We start from the raw sequence: 17,723 nt of genomic DNA on the forward strand, positions 1-17,723 counted from the left end.
TCACGCACGGCGGCTGCTAATCGTTCTTCTGGATCTTGAAGGCGATGAGTGGCCAGGTAGTCGTCAGATTGAGCCACTCGGTCGCGCTGAGGAAACGCTCACTTGGATCCGGATTCTGATTCAACGCCGCGATCGACCCCGAGAAGACCTCGGTGTAGCGCAGATAGTCCGGCGTGTGCCACTCGACCTCATTGCCATCGCAGCGAATCGCATGCCCGGTGAGATAACCCATCGCTCGCGCGATGAGGTGATCGGCCAGCTCGGTAGGCTGATACCGCGCGGAGGTATACGGGTATTGCGCATCGATCGCGGCCCGAATTTGTCGATCGACCGCAGTCCGCAGCGAGTCGATCGGAAACCGCGTCGTCAATTCCCTGAGCCACGGTCGATCGGGGTCCGGCGACGGACGACCCACCATATGGGCGGCCACCAGCAGTTCGAGCCAGACCACCACATCGGGAAGCAACGAAATCCATTGCGGCAAATTCGCTTTTGCTCGAAGGGTCTGCACGTCATCGGCGCCGTACAAGCGCGTTAGATCCGCGACCAGCGAACAGAACAGCGTTGCGGCCCTGACCGGATCCCCTGCCTTCCCCGCCCAGTGGGCCTCGTCATGCCGAGCGGTGAGAGTATCGCGATGATCGGGTCCGTTGATGGTGGTGTGGGCGTCCACGAGAGTGGTATACAGCGCTGCAGCGGTCGCGGGCTCGTCGACTCTCCTTGTCCATGAGGCCAGCTGCTCGACAGAGGTAAGGGTGCGGGAGTGTTTCGGCCCGAAGATCCGGATGCGTTCCGTGACGACAGCGGTGAATTGTTGTGCGGCAGTAGTGGGATCGCCTGCCGCACCTGTCCAGTAGGCCTGGTTGTGGCGGGCGCCGAGAGTATCGGGGTGGTCGGGTCCGAGCACGCGGGAGCGATCGGCGACCAGGGTTGTGAATTGTTGTGCGGCGGTCACTGAATCGCCTGCCTCCCCAGCGTAGTAGGCCTGGTTGTGGCGGGCGGTGAGCGTGTCGGGGTGGTCGGGTCCGAGCACGCGGGAGCGATCGGCGACCAGGGTTGTGAATTGTTGTGCGGCGGTAGTGTGATCACCTGCTCGGCCGGTATAGATGGCTAGATTTCCGCGAGCCTTGAGCGTGTCGGGGTGGTCGGGTCCTAGTACCCGGGAGCGGTCGGTGACGAGGGTTGTGAATTGTTGTGCGGCGGTCACTGAATCGCCTGCCTCCCCAGCGTAGTAGGCCTGGTTGTGCCGGGCGGTGAGGGTGTCGGGGTGGTCGGGTCCTTGTATGCGGGAGCGGTCGGTGACGAGGGTTGTGAATTGTTGTGCGGCGGTGGTGTGATCGCCTGCTCGGCCGGTAAAGCGGGCTAGATTTCCGCGGGCATTGAGGGTGTCGGGGTGGTCGGGTCCTAGTACCCGGGAGCGGTCGGTGACGAGGGTTGTGAATTGTTGTGCGGCGGTGGCTGGGTCGCCTGCTTCCCCGGTCCAGTAGGCCTGGTTGTGCCGGGCGGTGAGGGTGTCGGGGTGGTCGTGTCCTTGTATGCGGGTGTAGTCGGTGACGAGGGTTGTGAATTGTTGTGCGGCGGTGGCTGGGTCGCCTGCTTCCCCGGTCCAGTAGGCCTGGTTGTATCGGGCGGTGAGCGTGCCGAGGTCGTCTGGTCCGAGAGTGCGTAGGCAGTCTGCGGCGAGGTTTGTGAATTGTTGTGCGGCGGTGGCTGGGTCGCCTGCTTCCCCGGTCCAGTAGGAGACACTGTTGCGTGCGTCGAGTGTGCGCGGATGGTCCGCGCCCAATCGTTGGAGCGCGTGCGCGGCGATTCGTTCGAGCTCATGGACCGCATCTGTCGCGTGACCCGCATAGCCGATCGCTGACCCGAGGACGCGATCCGTGTGAATGACATCGGGGTCATCGCCACCGAACTCGCTCAGCCCTATCTCGAGTGTCTCTCGAAGATGGGGCACCGCGTCCTCTGCCCGGTCGGTTTTCGCCAGCCAGTCGCCCAGCTGCCGTCGACTGAGCAGCGTATCTCGGTGTCTCGAACCGAGGACTCGAGTTCGATCGGCTACGACGGCGGTCAACTGTGCGGTCGCCTCCCTCGTACGACCACCCTCGGCGAGCTGGTCTGCCTGATGGTGACGCGCGGTCAGTGTGGTGGGGTGGTTTCGTCCCAACCGCTCTGTACTGAGAATGCTCAACCGGGACAACTCGTCGATTGCCTCGAATGTCCTTCCAAGTTCAGCCAATTCGACCGCTGCTAGGATTCTGATTTCGAGTTCACGTTCGGAATCGTTCGTTGCCGTTGCACTGGAATGCGACGAATGACCCTCGTGGATACGGACATACAGCGTCCCGGACTCCACCTCGACAGGATGACGATCACTGTCGCTGAAGTTCCCCTGTATCCAGTCTGGCGCCAACCCATGTAGTTCGGGGAAGGCGGAATCGGTGACAGCCGTCAGGAGCACTGCGTCGGCAGCAGGCATCGGCCGTGACCACAGGGCTGTCGCCACCGAGACGCAATCCTGGATAGCTTGACCGAATACGCCGTGCACACTGACACAGATCCGGCCCAGATGGACGACGATTCGCACTGCCCTGATGACCGGGGGTGAATTGATTTCGAGGAGTAGATAGGACAGGCGATCGATCACGTGGGAAAGGGCGACAGACGGTTCGCTGGTGAACACGAGCGTCCCGGGTGCGTCGGAGATTTGATGATCACCCATGGGGATCAGCCCGGTGATTCCGTGATCGGTGACGACCCGATCGACCAGTAACTCCATACGTGGCAACCCGATGTCATCGATAGCGCGCTCGTTATGGTCGATCACCAGGATCATCCGCGTCTCGCAGATCACCCGATCGATCTGGTGCGAATGCTGCTTGGAGCTGAGCATCGCCTGGACCGCGGCTTGGTGGAGTTCGTCGATGCCGACCTCGGCCTGGTCGGTCCAGGCGCCGCCGATCCGCATCGGTGGATCGTCGGTGGTGGCCGGTGAGGTGTGCAAAGCCGCTACCAGGGTGTCGAGTTCGCCCGCGGGGAAGTCGGCGAAGGCCAGCATCGTCCGGGTCGAGCGGTAGGACGGGAAGCGGCGGCGCAGGGTCTTGTCGAGTAGATCGGCGCTGACCGGGGAGTCGAACAGGATGAGCACCGGCCGGGTTCCGCGAGCGCGTTTCAGCCATCGCAAGAGATCGGCGTCGGGGTCACCGAACTCCGGGCGAGCGGGCAGCAGGGAGAGCAGGTCGCGTGCGATACGCGCGAAGGGAGGCGCGTCGGGGCCGCCTGCGGTGAGGGACAGCTCACCGTCGGGGTCGGCCAGGATGGCCCGGAAGTTCATCGACCCGCCGAACTTTCCGTTCACGAACCGGATGACCTGCTGCTCGATGCGGAATGTGTCCGCGCGGGTCAGGTGGGCGCGCAGGATATCCCGGACACCGGCGGGAAAGTCGTAGCCGATCGCGTCCGGGTGGGCGTTGTCGTCGGGTGGGTATTTGTCGAGGATCCCGCCGAGCAGGACCTCGGCCAGATGCACCACCTCGGAGTTGGGCAGCATCGTGTGTTGCACCAGGCGCATGATCGGCGGCGTCAGCGGCATCGGCGACAGGTAGCAGGCGAGCCGGAAAGCCGTGGGCGACACCATTGCCCGGAACATCGCCACCGTGTGTTCGGCGTCGCGGGGACTGCGCTGTGGCCGTTCGGCACCGTTCGGCGCGGCGAGAACCCGCACCGGGTGGGTATCGGGCCCGATGGTGGAAACCGTTGCCCAGCCGCGTAATCCCCACGCGGCGAGCTCGAACACCGGTACCGGCGCAGTGTTCGGCTGCCAGCGGTGATTCGGCGCGGCAGGCCCGGGAACGGTGACATCGCACCTGTTGACGGCGAGCAACCCGGTCCCTGACCACATGCGCCGGGGCAGCACGGTCAACATCGCGACGGGCCGCGTTCTACCCCATCCGGCGATGGTCGTCTGCGCGGCTCCGGTGCGCCAGGGCTCGGCGATCCCGTCGGTGATCACCAGGATCAGCTGCCGGGTCAGCGGCTGGTGCGGGATCGGATCGGTCCGACGCGCCGAGCTGTCGAAGGAGTGCCTGCTGACGCCACGGAAAAGCCCGGTCCAGTTCAGCATTCGAACGAACTCGGTGACGGTGCTGTCCCACACGGACATCGTCGGTGTCTCTTCGACCAGCACCGCGACACTGAGCCAGCGTTCGCGCTCGGGGCGCAGGACCACGGTCCACAGGCCCTCTTCGGCGATCTGTGCGGCGGTCGCCTCGTCGTCGACTTCGAAGGCGTGATCACTGTCGACGCGACGCCCGAAGGCGCGCAGCGCCCGGGCCAGGTCGAGGGTGTTGCGCAGCGCGGGGACCGCGGGCGCACTGACACCGATGCCGCGCCGGGTGACCGCGGAACGGCCGTGACCGGCTGGATAGATCGGCGCGTCCGGTGTCGGTTTCGGCACGGCGGGTGGCGATGGAGGTGGTGCTGGTGCCGACGATATCGAATGCTCGTTCGGCTGCACCTCCGGCGCTGCCGGCGACACCGCGAGCCTGGCTGGGGGCGTCGCGTCCATCGTCGGCAGATGCTCGGCCAGCCACAAGGCATCCAGCAGTTCACCGGCCGTCGGTGACAGGCCACCCGCGGTGAGGCGACGCCGCAGTTCGTCGCTGGTCATGACGTGGTCAATGGTCGCAGCAACGCCTCCACCACGTCTTCGAGTGAGCTGTAGTCGCGCTCCGAGGTGGCGATGTAGACGGCGTTGAGGAGTTGGTCGGTACTGATCGCGTCGCCGTTGGCCTGTTTGTGCAGGAAGGTCGCGATGCGCTCGGCGGCGGTTTCGGCGGCTGCCGGTCCGAGGTGGGCCGCGATGATGTCTTTGAGCGCGTCGGTATCCGGCTCGGCCAGGTCCAGCCGTAGACAGCGGCGTAGGAACGCGGTGGGAAAGTCACGTTCGCCGTTGCTGGTGAGCACCACGAACGGAAAGGCGCGGCACCGCACGCGGCCGCGTCGCACCGGGACGGGCGCGCTGCCGTCGGCGGTGCGCACGAATACCTGTTCGCTTTCCAGCGGTAGCCGGGCGAGTTCGTCGATGAGGAATTCGCCCTCCTCGAAGACGTTCAACAGGTCGTTCGGCAGGTCGATATCGCTCTTGTCGATCTCGTCGATCAACAGCATGCGCGGTCGCGCGTACGGCAGCAGCGCGGTGCCGAGTGGGCCGAGCCGGATATGCCGCCCGATATCGGTGTCGAGATCCGCATCGGGTTCGTCGGCGCCATCATTGCGACGGAACTGGCGCAGGTTCTCCTCGCGCAGCCGGCCGATCGGGTCGTAGTGATAGAGACCGTCCCTCAGCCGGGTGCGACTGGTGATCGGCCAGCGCAGGACCTGACCGAGTTTCAATTCCCTGGCGACCCGGTAGGCGAGGGTCGACTTGCCGGTCCCCGGACGGCCGGTGATCAGCAGCGGCCGCCGCAGGAACAGGGCCGCGTTCACCATGCGCTCTTCCTCGGCGGTAGGCGTGCGTTGTGCCGGGCCGGTACCAAGTCGCCGGGCGAAACCTGCCGTTTCGTCGTCGGTCGTGGGTGGGTGGTCCAGGACCGGGCCGCCGTCGAACCTGCGCCAGTTGGGTGGGTCGGGCAGCTCGTCGATGCCGTCGTGTGGGTCGTCGGTACCGCGATAGATAGGCCATGCGCTCATGACTGCGCTCCCTGGATCGGTGAAGAGTCGGAGAAGTTGACGTACGGGGTCGGCCTGCTGGGGTCATCCCAGATCAGCACTATCTCGGCGGTCTTGCGGGAGTCGGCATCCGGGGGAAAGGCGACCCGGCGCTGGTGCACGACCCGCGGCAGGTCGACGATCGGCGCTGTGCCCAGCAGCGCCTCCAGTTCCCGTTGCTGGATTCCGGCCGGGAGCGCGTAGCTCCGGTGGACCCACACAGCCGCGGGGACCCCGTTTTCGACCAGCAACTGCATCACATCCGGTGCCAACCGGTTGGCGTTGGTGAGTGCGACGCATACGAACGTCCCGTTCCGCAGGGCGGCGGCGCTCGCCGCGATGGTCGCGTTCTCACCGTGGAACCAATGCACCGCCCTGTCGAGCGAATCATGTTCGGCAGCAGTCACATACCCCCAGCGCCGTTCCCACAGATCGTAGTGGTCATCGGTGCGGGTTCTCGGGTTGTGCCGTTCTTCCGGCCGGATGGCGACGATCGCGACCCGCCCCAGCGGCTCCTTCGATCCGTCGGCCATCTCGATCTCGATCTTGTCGAACCGCTTGTGCCACTTCATGACGGGTGCCATGAAGTCGACCGTGGCGGGCGCCAGCTCCGGTGCGCTCCGCACCACTTCGCTGAGCGCCGCGGCCAGGCTCGGGTGTTCGCCCTCGCCCGTGTAGATCGGCACGCCCTCCGCTGATTCGTAGAACACGTGGGCGGTGGTCAGCTCGGGTTCGCCATATTTGTCGATCGAATCGTTCATACACACGAGCACGTACGGGCTTCGGCTCCGATCGATATCGGCATGGATTGTCCGGACCTCGTCGGGCTGCAGGTCCCAGTCGTCCGCAGCGGACGAAAGCCATTTCAGCAGGCGCTGTTTGACCGCACTCGGGGTAGTCGGGTCGGCGGCGATCGCGCCCGCGAACCTGGCTGCCTGTGACTTTCTGCTGGCGATACTCTCCCCGGTGTACCAATCCCGCGGTTCCACCGGCAATCCAGCGCGACCTCGGGCGGCGCGTTGGGTCCGGTCGGGTGTGCCCGCGACGATCTCCAGGAGTTGCCGGAGGTGGGCCTCGTCGGCGAAGGCGACCGACCGGTGGATCTCCTGCTCGCCGTCAGGTCGCCCTCGGCAGGCGCTGATGTGCGTGATCACGTAGGGCGTCTGCGTTCTGTCGCTGGTTCGTCGCGCGTCGAAGGCGCGAGCCAACGTACTGGCGAGAACCTCAGGCACTGGCGGCCATTCGTCCCTCAGCGCACCGAGCACCTCCGTCGAGAAGACGCCCGACCTGCGTCTTTCGACCGCGAGCAAACCGGGTGCGGCGGCGAGGATCACCTGCTGATCGGTATCGGCCGCGCGCTCCTGCCAACCGAAATTCAGCGCCGCCAGCCGTTCCGACGCGGCGGGGTCGCTCTCCGCGCACGAGTCGATGAGGACTAATTGACGCGGGTGCTCGCGGTACGCGGGGGAACGCAGTTTTCCCAGCAGCGAATGCAGGTCGATCGCCTTCGGGCGGTCCGGCCCGTAGTCGGCGCAGAGCAGGTACTGCTCGCGTCCTGACTGCACGCCGTGCCCACCCCAGTGGATGATCAGCCGCTCGCTCGCCGTCGCCGGGAGGGTCTCGGTGAACAGGGTGTCGAGTTCCGCGTAAGTCGGTTGTTCGACTCGCACGCCCAGGTTTTCCGCTTCCTCGAGGTAATGACGACTCTGTGGGCACGGCGCTGCGTAGAAGGTGATCAGACCGGCATCCAGTTTGTGGGTGTCCACCAGCATCTGGATGAACCGGAACCCGTTCGCCACCGGCGAGCTGAGCTTGCCCGCCGGCCGGTTCACCGTGCTGCCAGCACGGCCGGTGACCGGTGCCGCGCCGTCGAAGTCCTCGCCGTAGACATCGATGCCGACGACGACCACGACGGTCTGCTCCGGATCGCTCACCGCAGAACGTCATCCAGCACGTCGTAGAACCCGGTATTGCCGCGGAAGAAGTAGGCGCTGTGCGCGGTCGGGAAGGGCGCTCTGTTGTCGACCTCGATATCGCGCACGCGCGCTCCGAACAGTTCGGATCCCCGGTAGCCGAGGAGGTCTCGTGGGTCGTAGATGTTCGTCCAGCGCGGCACCGACGCGGGCAACGGCAGCGGATAGGGCAGGGTCGGTAGCGCGTCGAGTTCGTAGAGGAACGGCGCTTGCGAACCGACGGTGATCAGGTGAGTCACCTGCGGCAGCGGGCGCGCCGCCAGCAGTTCGAGGGCGGCGATCCCGCCGAGGCTGTGCGCCAGCAGCACCACCGGCCCGGTGACCCCGCCGACCTGCTGGGCGATGTATTCGCGGATTCCCTCGCCGCGCGCCAGGTATCGCAGCACATCACCCGTTGCCGGTGCGGCGTCGTTGGTCCAGCCCGCCCGCTTGCGGTCGACCCAGCGGCTGCCGCCTGCCCGCATCGCCAGTTCCACCAGCGCCCGTCCCGCGCTCGCGGCGATGCCGAGGGTGGCGCCGCCGAGATCGTCCTGCACCGCTTCGAGCAATTCGTCCCGCACCGGACCGGGGAAGCCGAATCCGCTTGTCCGAGTGGCGGAATTCAGGGTCGCGGCGACGATAGCCCGCGCCAGTGGCGCCGGATCGATGTACTCGGGCGCGTCCGGCGGATCGACGAAGACCTCGAATTCGGGTGCGTCGCGAACCGTCGACAACCCCTCGCGCAGCGCGGGAGCGAGCCCGTGCCGGTCGGCGACCGCGACGAGTTCCGGTGACGGGATCGACTCCGCCAACTCGCGCAGGTCGTCCCCACCGTGCTCGCCGCGGAACGGATTGCTGGGCAGGGAGCGGTGCCGGTCGGCGACGGCGCGCAGCTCGGCGAGCGGGTCGTGGTCGAGCGCCCACCACAGGGCCAGTTCCGGGTCGTGCTCCCGGTAACCCGGTCGGTCGGCCGCCCCCGGCAGACTCGCGCCGCCCGCGTGCAGGGTCGAACCGTGCTCACCCGCCCAATAGCAGGGCGCGACCCGCCAGGTCGGCCGGATCCGGCCGATGGCCGCGGTGACCTCGCCCAGCCTGGCGTCGTAGCTCGGTTGCCGGACACCGGTGCCGTGGATGAACAGGACGGTCGACGGCTCGGTGGCAGCACCGAGGTCCGCGGAGACCTGTACTGCGGCGTTTTTCGGCACCGAACCCCCTCGTGCTGATGATCTCTCCAATCGTAATCATCAGTGCCGGACTATGTCGGGTGGTTCCGCGGTCGTGATCGGGCTCAGGCGGTGAAGACGCCGATGTTCACGTCCTCGGTGCCGAGGGCCTGGAACAGGCTCACCCAGAGCAGCACCATGGGCTCGGTGCTGCGTGCGGTGTGCAGTGGGCCCAGGTCGATGAGCTGATCCGGTGTCCAGCCGAAGGCGAGCAGCAGCTCGGTGACCGTCTTCTTGGCGGCGGCGTCGTCACCGCTGAGGAAGATGCTGTGCTTGCCGGGGATCCGGCCCGGGTCGACCATCACCTGGTTGTTGGTGGTGTTGAGCGTCTTCACCACGAAGGCGTCGGGGAAGGCGGCCTGGAGGGACTCTGCGACGCTGCCCTCTTCGGGCACAACGAGTTTCGGTGGGAAGCCCTGGGAGAAGTCGAGCGGGTTGGACACGTCGACGACGACCTTGCCGCGCAGGTTGTCCGCCCCCGCCGCGGTGAGCGCGGCCAGCGAGACGGTGCCGGAGGTGGCGTTGACGATCACGTCGGCATCGGCCGCCGCGTCGGCGAAAGTGCCGTGGGCGCCGCCGGTTTCGGCCGCCCAGGCGGTGGCGTCGGCATTGTCGGCCGTGCGCGAACCCATCGTCACCGTGTGCCCGACCTCGACCAGCTTGCTCGCCAGCCGGCGGCCGACCTGCCCTGTCCCGAGTACTGCTACGCGCATTCCGCTACCTCGTCTGTCGAGTAGCCCGGCGAGCACCGGGCCCGAACAGCATAGGTCCAGGTGAGGGCACCCGCCGAGCGACTACGCGCAGAGCTGAATCGGGTGTGGCGGGCGAGCGGCGGCAGCCGCCCGCCCGGTCCCGCTCAGCGCAGGCGACGACCGTCCGTCGCGCTGAAGAAGTACACGTGCTCGGGATCGGCGACCAGCTGGAGCAGCTCGCCCTTGGCCGGCGGCTTGCGCCAATCCACCCGCGCGACAATGGTTTCCCCGGTCTGCCCGCTGGTCCCGTCGGAGACCGCGCGACCGTAGACGTAGGCGTCGGAGCCGAGCTCCTCGACCACGTCGACCTCCATCCGCAGCCCGCCGTTGCCCACCTCGAGGTGCTCGGGCCGGATGCCGAGCACGACCTCGCCCTCACCCGCGTCGGCCACCGCGCGCGGTACCCGCACCGGGTAGCCGCCGATGGTGACCGCGCCGTCGTCGGCGACGGGCAGCGTGAACAGGTTCATCGCGGGCGAGCCCATGAACCCGGCGACGAACATGTTCGCCGGATCGCGGTACAGGTCGCGCGGCGACGCGCACTGCTGCAGCAGGCCGTCCTTGAGTACGGCGACGCGGTCACCCATCGTCATCGCCTCGACCTGGTCGTGGGTGACGTAGACGGTGGTGGTGCCCAGCCTGCGCTGCAACTGGGCGATCTGTGTGCGGGTCTGCACGCGCAGCTTGGCGTCGAGGTTCGACAGCGGCTCGTCCATCAGGAAGACCTGCGGCTGGCGCACGATCGCGCGGCCCATCGCCACCCGCTGACGCTGACCGCCGGACAGCGCCTTGGGCTTGCGGTCCAGGTACTGCTCGAGGTCGAGCAGCTTGGCCGCCGCCAGCACCCGCTCGTCGCGCTCGGCCTTGGACACCTTGGCCAGCTTCAGCGCGAAGCCCATGTTCTCCGCGACCGACATGTGCGGGTAGAGCGCGTAGTTCTGGAACACCATCGCGATGTCGCGATCCTTGGGTTCGGCGTTGGTGACGTCGTTGTCGCCGATCAGGATGCGGCCGCCGTTGACCTCCTCGAGGCCGGCCAGCATCCGCAGCGAGGTGGACTTGCCGCAGCCGGACGGGCCGACGAGGACCAGGAATTCGCCGTCGGCGATCTCCAGGTCGAGTGCGTCGACGGCCGGCGTGGTCGCGCCGGCGTAGAGCCTGGTGGCGCGGTCGAAGGTGACAGTAGCCATGCGTGGTTCAACATCCCATCCCGGCAGGAACGTGCCGGACGATCCGAGTACAGGGTCGCAGGGATCGTAGCGGCCGGATCAGTCGCCGGTGACGCGTGTGCCGCGCGGAATCCGGAACGCGGCGGCGAGGCCGACGAGGAGGAACAGCGCGGCGGCGAGCAGGGTGGTCCGGGTGGCATCGGTGAAGCCGCGGCACAGGGCGTCGACGATCGCGTCGGCGTGCCCGTGCTCGCGGACGCCGGAAATGGCGCCACCGGCGGATTCGCGGGTCGCGGTGGCGAGGGAGTCGGCCTGCTCCGCCGGGAGGCCGGGCACCTCGGCCAATTGCGCGGGCAGCTCGCGGCCGAGCGATACCGACAGCAGCGCGCCGACGACCGCGGTGCCGAAGGCCGAGCCGACCTGGCGCACGGTGCTCTGGGTGGCCGAACCCTGACCCGAGTTCTGCGGCGGGACGTCCGCGAGGACGGTGCCCGTCAGCTGGGCGGAGGCCATCCCGAGGCCGATGCCGTAGCCGACCAGGAGCGCCGCGAGCCACCAGCCCGAGATGTGCGGGGTGACGAACAGTGCGGTCAGCGCGATGGCCACGGTTTCGAGCATCAGCCCGAGCTGGACCACCCGGACCGGCCCGTACTTGTGGACCAGTCCCTCGGCGATGCCCGCCGCCAGGAACGCGCCGACCGCCATCGCGGCCAGGACATAGCCTGCCCCGAGGGTGGACAGGCCGAGAACATTGACCATGAACAGGGGCAGGACGAACAGCAGGCCGAATTCGCCGAGCGCCACGGCGAAGGCGGTGATGTTGCCCCAGCGGAAGCTCTTGATGGTGAACAGCGCCGGATCGAGCAGCGCCGAACGGCCGACCCGCTGGCGATGCTGCTCCCACCGGACGAACAGGACCAGCGCGAGCACCCCGAGCGCGAGCAGCACCGGGATCGGGGAGATCGGGGCGCTCGCGGGCCAGGTCCAGCCCAGGATCGGGAAGTCGCGCAGCGGCGTCCACCAGCCGTAGGTCTGGCCCTCGATCAGCGCGAACACCAGCAGCGCGAAACCCGCCGCGCTGAGCAGGAATCCGTCGACGTCCAGGCCGGGGGCGGCCGCGCCCATCCTGGTCTCCGGAACGAAGAGGAAAAGGCCGATCAGCACCAACGCGCCCAACGGCACGTTGACGAGGAAGATCCACGGCCAGGTGTAGTAGGTCGTGATCCAGCCGCCGAGCAGCGGGCCGATGGCGGCGACCCCGGAGATCACCGAACCCCAGACCGCGAACGCGACGACGCGGTCCCGCCCACGGAAGATCGCGTTCATCGTGGCGAGGGTGCCCGGCATGATGCCCGCCGCGCCGATGCCCTGGACCACCCGGCCGAGGATGAGCGGCCAGATGGAGTCGGCCGCCGCCGCGAGGACACTGCCCGCCACGAAGATCACGACGCCGACAGCGAACATGTTGCGGCGACCGAGGCGGTCACCGAGACGACCGCCGGTGATCAGCAGCGCGGCCAGGACGACCGCGTAGATGCTGGTGATCCACTGCGCCTGGGTGAAATTCAGGTCGAGATCGGCGATGATCACCGGCAGCGAGACGGAGACGATGGTGCCGTCGAGCACCACCATGGACAACCCGAGCGCGAGTACCCCGAGGGCGGCCCAGCGTTCGCGGCCCAGTGGGGGCCGTTGCTCCGTCTCGTGCTCCGACATAGACCACTCCCGCCGTTCGAGGATGTCCGCCATTCGGATAGTGCCGCAAGGTAACTGAATCGGCGGGAGGCGCGCGCAACGGGGTTGTGACCCGGCATTTTCCGTCGATCGTCGCGCGCGCCGGTTGGTTGCCCGATCGATGCGATGGGTGTGCGCCGGCGCATGTTCTGAGCCAGGGCCCGCGGGCGGGTAGCCTCGGGCGCGGAGCCCACCCGAGTGCCGAGGAGCACGGTATGAGTCGTCCAGTTCGTATCGGAGTCCAGCTTCAGCCGCAGCATGCGCCCGAGTACGCGCTCATCCGCGACGCGGTGCTGCGCGCGGAGGACGCGGGCGTGGACATCGTCTTCAACTGGGACCATTTCTTCCCGCTGACCGGTGATCCCGCCGGCGCGCACTTCGAATGCTGGACCATGCTCGGCGCGTGGGCCGAGCAGACCGAGCGGGTCGAGCTCGGCGCGCTGGTCACCGGTGGCGGGTACCGCAATCCCGATCTGCTCGCGGACATGGCCCGCACGGTCGACCAGATCAGCGGCGGCAGGCTGATCCTCGGGATCGGCGCCGGCTGGTTCCAGCGCGACTACGACGAGTACGGCTACGACTTCGGCACTCCGGGCACCCGGCTGAACCTGCTGAAGGACAGCCTCGCCCGCATCGACGCCCGGCTGAAGAAGCTGAATCCGGCGCCGGTCCGGGACATCCCGATCCTGATCGGCGGTGGCGGCGAGCGCAAGACGCTGCGGCTGGTCGCCGAGTACGCCGACATCTGGCACTCCTTCGTCGACGTGGCGACGCTGGCGCACAAGAACAAGGTCCTCGCCGAGCACGCCGCCGACATCGGCGCCGACGCCGACCGGATCGAGCGGTCGGTGCAGTGGCAGGGCCGCGAGCAAGCTGACGCGTTGCACGCCGCCGGTGTCACGCTGTTCACCGTCGGTGTCTCCGGCCCCGACTACGACCTGAGCACCGTGCGCAAGGCCATCGAATGGCGCGACGATGTGAACCCCGAACTCCTGGAAGGCCTCGCCTGACCTGCTGATCCGCCCCGACGCGGGGTGCGCGTAACCCTCGCCGTGCAAGGTTGCGGCTAGGGTCTATCGCCATGGCAGGTGTGCGTGCTGTGCGAACCCGGGCGCGGATAGCCGCGTTGTTACTGCTCGTCGGCGTGGCCGCGACCGGCTGCGGCGACGGCGGTGACACGGCGACGCGTGATCTGTGTTCCCCGCCCGGCGCGAGCGCGGCCACGGCCGCGCCGACCAACCTCGCCTCCTCGGCGACGGCGGGCACCGATCGCTACACCACCGCGACCACCGCGCCGGTCGAGTCGATCGACACCGGCAAGCTCGGCCTGCTGAATCCCGGGACGCTCAGCGTCGGCACCCTGTCGGACGCGCCGCCGAGCATCTGCGTGAACAGCCAGGGCACCTTCACCGGATTCGACAACGAATTGCTGAAGGCGATCGGCGCGAAGCTCGGGCTGCGGGTCGAGTTCGCCGGCACCGAGTTCGCCGGTCTGCTCGCGCAGGTCTCGGGCAAGCGCTTCGACGTCGGCTCGTCCAACATCACCACCACCGACGCCAGGCGCGAGCTGGTCGGCTTCACCAACGGTTACGACTTCGGCTACTTCTCGCTGGTCGTGCCACAGGGCAGCGCGATCAAAGGCTTCGGCGACCTGAACAGTGGCACCAGGATCGCGGTCGTGCAGGGCACCGTGCAGGACGAGTTCGTGGTGAACCAGCTGAAGCTGGACCCGGTGAAGTTTCCCGACTACAACACCGCGTACGCGAATCTGAAGTCCGGCCAGGTCGACGCCTGGGTCGCCCCGTCGGCGCAGGCCGAGGGCGCGATCAAGCCCGGCGACGGAATCGTGGTCTCGGAGAACACCTTCAGCCTGGACAACTTCGTCGGCTACGCCGTCGCCAAGACCAACCAGCCGCTCATCGACGCGCTGAACTCCGGGCTCGACGCGGTGATCGCCGACGGCACCTACGCCCGCCTCTACGAGGACTGGGTGCCGCGCGAACTGCCGCCCGGCTGGAAGCCCGGCTCCAAAGCCGTGCCAGCCCCGCAACTTCCGGACTTCGCCGCCATCGCCGCGGAGCGGGAGCCGGGGCAGGCCGAGCAGGTGCAGCAGAAGTCGACCCTCGAGCAGCTGAAGGACACGTTCTTCGACTGGTCCCTGTACCGCAAGGCCTTTCCCGACCTGATCAAGACCGGTCTGCCGAACACGCTGATCCTGGCGCTGGTCTCGGGCGTGCTCGGCACGGTGCTCGGCATGATCCTGGCGGTGATGGGCATCTCGCGCACCCGCTGGTTGCGCTGGCCCGCCCGCGTCTACACCGACATCTTCCGCGGCCTGCCCGCCGTCGTGATCATCCTGCTGATCGGCCTCGGCATCGGCCCCGTCGTCCGCGGCATCACCGGCGGCAACCCGTACTGGCTCGGCGCGATCGCGCTGGCGCTGCTCGCGGCCGCCTATATCGGCGAGATCTTCCGCTCCGGCATCCAATCGGTGGAGCCGGGACAGCTGGAGGCCGCCCGTGCCATCGGCTTCGGCTACCGGCATGCGATGACGCTGGTGGTGATCCCGCAGGGCGTGCGGCGGGTGCTGCCCGCGCTGATGAACCAGTTCATCGCGCTGATCAAGGATTCGTCGCTGATCTACTTCCTCGGGTTGCTCGCCTCCCAGCGAGAGCTGTTCGCCGTCGGCCGCGACCTCAACGCCCAGACCGGCAACCTGTCCCCGCTGGTCGCGGCCGGTCTGATGTATCTCGTGCTGACCATCCCGCTCACCCACCTGGTGAACTACATCGACGGGCGGATGCGCACCGGCAGACCGACGCCCGCCGACCCGATCGAGCAGGCCGTCATCACGGAAGGACGCGGAGCATGAGTGCCTCCCTGACCGGTACCGGCCTCAACCTGACGCTGGGCAACAACCACATCCTGCGCGGGGTCGACATCCACGTCGAGGCGGGCCACGCGACAACCGTCATCGGCCCGTCCGGCTCGGGCAAGTCGACCCTGCTGCGGGTGCTCAATCGCCTGCACGAACCCGATTCCGGCGACGTGCTGCTCGACGGCAAGTCGGTGCTGCGCGACGATCCCGACAAGCTGCGCCAGCGCATCGGCATGGTGTTCCAGCACTTCAACCTGTTCCCGCACAAGACGGTCGCCGACAACATCGCGCTCGGCCCGCGCAAGCTGCGCGGGCTGTCCGCCGAGCAGGCGCGGGCACTGGCGCTGGAACAGCTCGAGATCGTCGGGCTGGCCGACAAGGCCGACGCCCGGCCCGCGTCGCTGTCGGGCGGTCAGCAGCAGCGCGTCGCCATCGCCCGCGCGCTGGCGATGAAGCCGGAGCTCATGTTCTTCGACGAGGCCACCTCGGCACTGGACCCGGAGCTGGTGAAGGGGGTGCTCGCGCTGATGGCCGACCTCGCCGCGGGCGGCATGTCGATGATCGTGGTGACGCACGAGATGGGCTTCGCCCGCAGCGTCTCCGACAGCGTCGTGTTCATGGATCGGGGCGTCGTCGTGGAGACCGGCACCCCCGACGCCGTCTTCGACAACGCGGAGACCCCGCGTCTGCGCCGCTTCCTCGATCAGGTCCTCTGACCAGCTCGAACGCGATTACAGCAACAAATGCGCAACTGTTAATGTCAGAGGTGTTCCGTGTGAATCGACCGGTACGAGTACAGGGAGAGCACCGATGACAACGGCACATGTCGAGCATCCAGAACACACCCACGTCCACGGCCCCACCTGCGGGCACGTCGCGGTCCCGCACGGTGACCACGTCGACTACGTCCACGACGGCCACCTGCATCGCGAACACGACGGCCACTTCGACGAGTGCGAGACCGCCGCACACGTCGAGCACTCCGCCCACGACCACGTGCACGGCCCCGGCTGCGGGCATGTCGCGGTCCCGCACGGCGACCACGTCGACTACATCCACGACGGCCACCGGCACGCGGCGCACAACGGTCACTACGACGACCACTGATCCGCTGAACGCGCTCGCGCGCCCGTAATACTGTCGGCTCGACGGCCGATCCCGCGCCGGATACTGTTCGGTGTCCTGGCGGTCAGCTGAATGTCTGCCGATTCATGTTTTTCTGGGGAGAGCTCGGCGGATGGTCAGAACAATCAGGCGCGCACTGGCTTTGGGGACCGCCGCGAGCGTGCTGGCGGTCTGCGCCGCCGTCCTCGGCGTCGGCACCGGCCTGGCCGAGGGCGGCGGCGACCCGATCGTCGAGTCGAAGAAGCTGCTCGCGACGCCGACCACCGCGGACGGCTCGCACATCGTCTCCAGCCGGATCGGCGAGCGCGATCTGAGCATGCTGGTCTTCTCGGCCGCGATGAACAAGGCGATCACGATCAAGGTGCAGCGTCCGAAGGACGCCTCGCAGCCGCGACCCGTTCTCTACCTGCTCAACGGGGCGGGCGGCGGCGAGGACCGGGCGACCTGGTGGCAGAACACCGACGTCGGCGATTTCCTGGCCACCAAGGATGTCAATGTGGTGATGCCGATCGGTGGCGCCTGGGCGTACTACACCGACTGGCAGCGCGACGATCCGACGCTGGGCCGCAACAAGTGGCGCACCTTCCTGCTCGACGAGCTGCCGCCGCTGGTCGACCAGGCCCTGGGGACCAACGGCGTCAACGCCATCGCCGCCAACTCGATGACCGCCACCGCCGTGCTCCAGCTCGCGGAGGCCAGGCCGGGCTTCTACCAGTCCGTCGCCGGGTACAGCGGGTGCGCGCAGATCGCCGATCCGATCGGTCAGCAGTTCACCAAGCTGGTGGTGGAGACCTACGGCGGCGGCGACGTCCGCAATATGTACGGCGCCGACGACGACCCGGCCTGGGCCGCCAACGATCCGGTCCTGCACGCCGAGAAGCTGCGCGGGACAAGACTGTTCGTCTCCGACACGTCCGGTCTGCCTGGCCCGCACGACAGCCTCGACGACCCGTACATGATGAACCCGACGCCGGTCGGCCTGGCGAACCAGCTCATCGTCGGCGGGGTCATCGAGGCCGCGGTCAACTGGTGCACCCGCAACCTCGAGGCCAAGCTCGGCGAGCTCGGCATTCCGGCCACCTTCGACCGCCAGGCCACCGGTACCCACTCGTGGGGCTACTGGCGCGACGCGTTCCACCGGTCGTGGCCGGTGCTCGCCGCGGGGCTCGGCCTGCCCGAGTAGG

The 17,723-nt window shown here is 67.7% G+C and carries 12 protein-coding genes; 5 read left to right on the top strand and 7 right to left on the bottom strand.

Annotation, left to right across the window (positions count from 1 at the left end):
• Nucleotides 1–16: 16 nt before the first annotated feature.
• The 7 genes from ACFVW6_RS01050 to ACFVW6_RS01080 form a co-directional block, all read right to left on the bottom strand.
• On the bottom strand, nucleotides 17–4,666 hold the full coding sequence (locus tag ACFVW6_RS01050) for an SAV_2336 N-terminal domain-related protein (protein WP_387790399.1): 4,650 nt from the start codon (nucleotides 4,664–4,666) through the stop codon (nucleotides 17–19).
• On the bottom strand, nucleotides 4,663–5,688 hold the full coding sequence (locus tag ACFVW6_RS01055) for an AAA family ATPase (RefSeq protein WP_378824283.1): 1,026 nt from the start codon (nucleotides 5,686–5,688) through the stop codon (nucleotides 4,663–4,665). Before ACFVW6_RS01055 ends, ACFVW6_RS01050 begins: the two co-directional genes overlap by 4 nt.
• A complete protein-coding gene (locus tag ACFVW6_RS01060) occupies nucleotides 5,685–7,640 on the bottom strand; it encodes a hypothetical protein (RefSeq protein WP_378824282.1) in 1,956 nt (651 codons plus the stop codon). Before ACFVW6_RS01060 ends, ACFVW6_RS01055 begins: the two co-directional genes overlap by 4 nt.
• The gene (locus tag ACFVW6_RS01065) at nucleotides 7,637–8,863 is read right to left on the bottom strand and encodes a hypothetical protein (RefSeq protein ID WP_378824281.1); all 1,227 of its coding nucleotides are present in this window, start codon (nucleotides 8,861–8,863) and stop codon (nucleotides 7,637–7,639) included. Before ACFVW6_RS01065 ends, ACFVW6_RS01060 begins: the two co-directional genes overlap by 4 nt.
• Nucleotides 8,864–8,946: 83 nt before the next feature.
• On the bottom strand, nucleotides 8,947–9,594 hold the full coding sequence (locus ACFVW6_RS01070) for an NADPH-dependent F420 reductase (RefSeq protein ID WP_378824280.1): 648 nt from the start codon (nucleotides 9,592–9,594) through the stop codon (nucleotides 8,947–8,949).
• A 143-nt stretch (nucleotides 9,595–9,737) separates the two neighbouring features.
• On the bottom strand, nucleotides 9,738–10,823 hold the full coding sequence (locus ACFVW6_RS01075) for an ABC transporter ATP-binding protein (RefSeq protein ID WP_378824279.1): 1,086 nt from the start codon (nucleotides 10,821–10,823) through the stop codon (nucleotides 9,738–9,740).
• A gap of 78 nt (nucleotides 10,824–10,901) precedes the next feature.
• Nucleotides 10,902–12,518, bottom strand: coding sequence for an MFS transporter (locus ACFVW6_RS01080; protein WP_378824278.1), 1,617 nt, complete (start codon nucleotides 12,516–12,518; stop codon nucleotides 10,902–10,904).
• A gap of 233 nt (nucleotides 12,519–12,751) precedes the next feature.
• Between ACFVW6_RS01080 and ACFVW6_RS01085 the strand changes: the two genes are divergently transcribed.
• From ACFVW6_RS01085 to ACFVW6_RS01105, 5 genes are all read left to right on the top strand, one after another.
• On the top strand, nucleotides 12,752–13,546 hold the full coding sequence (locus tag ACFVW6_RS01085; RefSeq protein ID WP_357342030.1) for an LLM class F420-dependent oxidoreductase: 795 nt from the start codon (nucleotides 12,752–12,754) through the stop codon (nucleotides 13,544–13,546).
• A gap of 71 nt (nucleotides 13,547–13,617) precedes the next feature.
• Nucleotides 13,618–15,408 carry an ABC transporter substrate-binding protein/permease gene (locus ACFVW6_RS01090; RefSeq protein ID WP_378824277.1) on the top strand — a complete coding sequence of 597 codons (1,791 nt, stop codon included), beginning with the start codon at nucleotides 13,618–13,620 and terminating at the stop codon, nucleotides 15,406–15,408.
• Nucleotides 15,405–16,130: an amino acid ABC transporter ATP-binding protein gene (locus ACFVW6_RS01095; RefSeq protein ID WP_355275086.1), complete on the top strand. Its 726-nt coding sequence runs from the start codon at nucleotides 15,405–15,407 to the stop codon at nucleotides 16,128–16,130. Before ACFVW6_RS01090 ends, ACFVW6_RS01095 begins: the two co-directional genes overlap by 4 nt.
• A 94-nt stretch (nucleotides 16,131–16,224) precedes the next feature.
• Nucleotides 16,225–16,521 (top strand): hypothetical protein, encoded by a 297-nt coding sequence (locus ACFVW6_RS01100; RefSeq protein WP_355275084.1) that lies wholly within the window; start codon nucleotides 16,225–16,227, stop codon nucleotides 16,519–16,521.
• A 130-nt stretch (nucleotides 16,522–16,651) separates the two neighbouring features.
• Entirely contained in the window at nucleotides 16,652–17,722 is a 1,071-nt protein-coding gene (locus tag ACFVW6_RS01105) for an alpha/beta hydrolase (RefSeq protein WP_378824275.1), read from the top strand.
• The last annotated feature ends 1 nt before the right edge of the window (nucleotide 17,723 follow it).

The organism is Nocardia sp. NPDC058244 (assembly GCF_042882065.1).
Taxonomy (GTDB): domain Bacteria; phylum Actinomycetota; class Actinomycetes; order Mycobacteriales; family Mycobacteriaceae; genus Nocardia.

What these genes read in the sequence shown, in the direction of transcription:
- ACFVW6_RS01050 (WP_387790399.1), bottom strand. Translation starts at nt 4,666, where the DNA reads ATGACCAGCGACGAACTGCGGCGTCGCCTCACCGCGGGTGGCCTGTCA.
- ACFVW6_RS01055 (WP_378824283.1), bottom strand. Translation starts at nt 5,688, where the DNA reads ATGAGCGCATGGCCTATCTATCGCGGTACCGACGACCCACACGACGGC.
- ACFVW6_RS01070 (WP_378824280.1), bottom strand. Translation starts at nt 9,594, where the DNA reads ATGCGCGTAGCAGTACTCGGGACAGGGCAGGTCGGCCGCCGGCTGGCG.
- ACFVW6_RS01075 (WP_378824279.1), bottom strand. Translation starts at nt 10,823, where the DNA reads ATGGCTACTGTCACCTTCGACCGCGCCACCAGGCTCTACGCCGGCGCG.
- ACFVW6_RS01080 (WP_378824278.1), bottom strand. Translation starts at nt 12,518, where the DNA reads ATGTCGGAGCACGAGACGGAGCAACGGCCCCCACTGGGCCGCGAACGC.
- ACFVW6_RS01085 (WP_357342030.1), top strand. Translation starts at nt 12,752, where the DNA reads ATGAGTCGTCCAGTTCGTATCGGAGTCCAGCTTCAGCCGCAGCATGCG.
- ACFVW6_RS01090 (WP_378824277.1), top strand. Translation starts at nt 13,618, where the DNA reads ATGGCAGGTGTGCGTGCTGTGCGAACCCGGGCGCGGATAGCCGCGTTG.
- ACFVW6_RS01095 (WP_355275086.1), top strand. Translation starts at nt 15,405, where the DNA reads ATGAGTGCCTCCCTGACCGGTACCGGCCTCAACCTGACGCTGGGCAAC.
- ACFVW6_RS01100 (WP_355275084.1), top strand. Translation starts at nt 16,225, where the DNA reads ATGACAACGGCACATGTCGAGCATCCAGAACACACCCACGTCCACGGC.
- ACFVW6_RS01105 (WP_378824275.1), top strand. Translation starts at nt 16,652, where the DNA reads ATGGTCAGAACAATCAGGCGCGCACTGGCTTTGGGGACCGCCGCGAGC.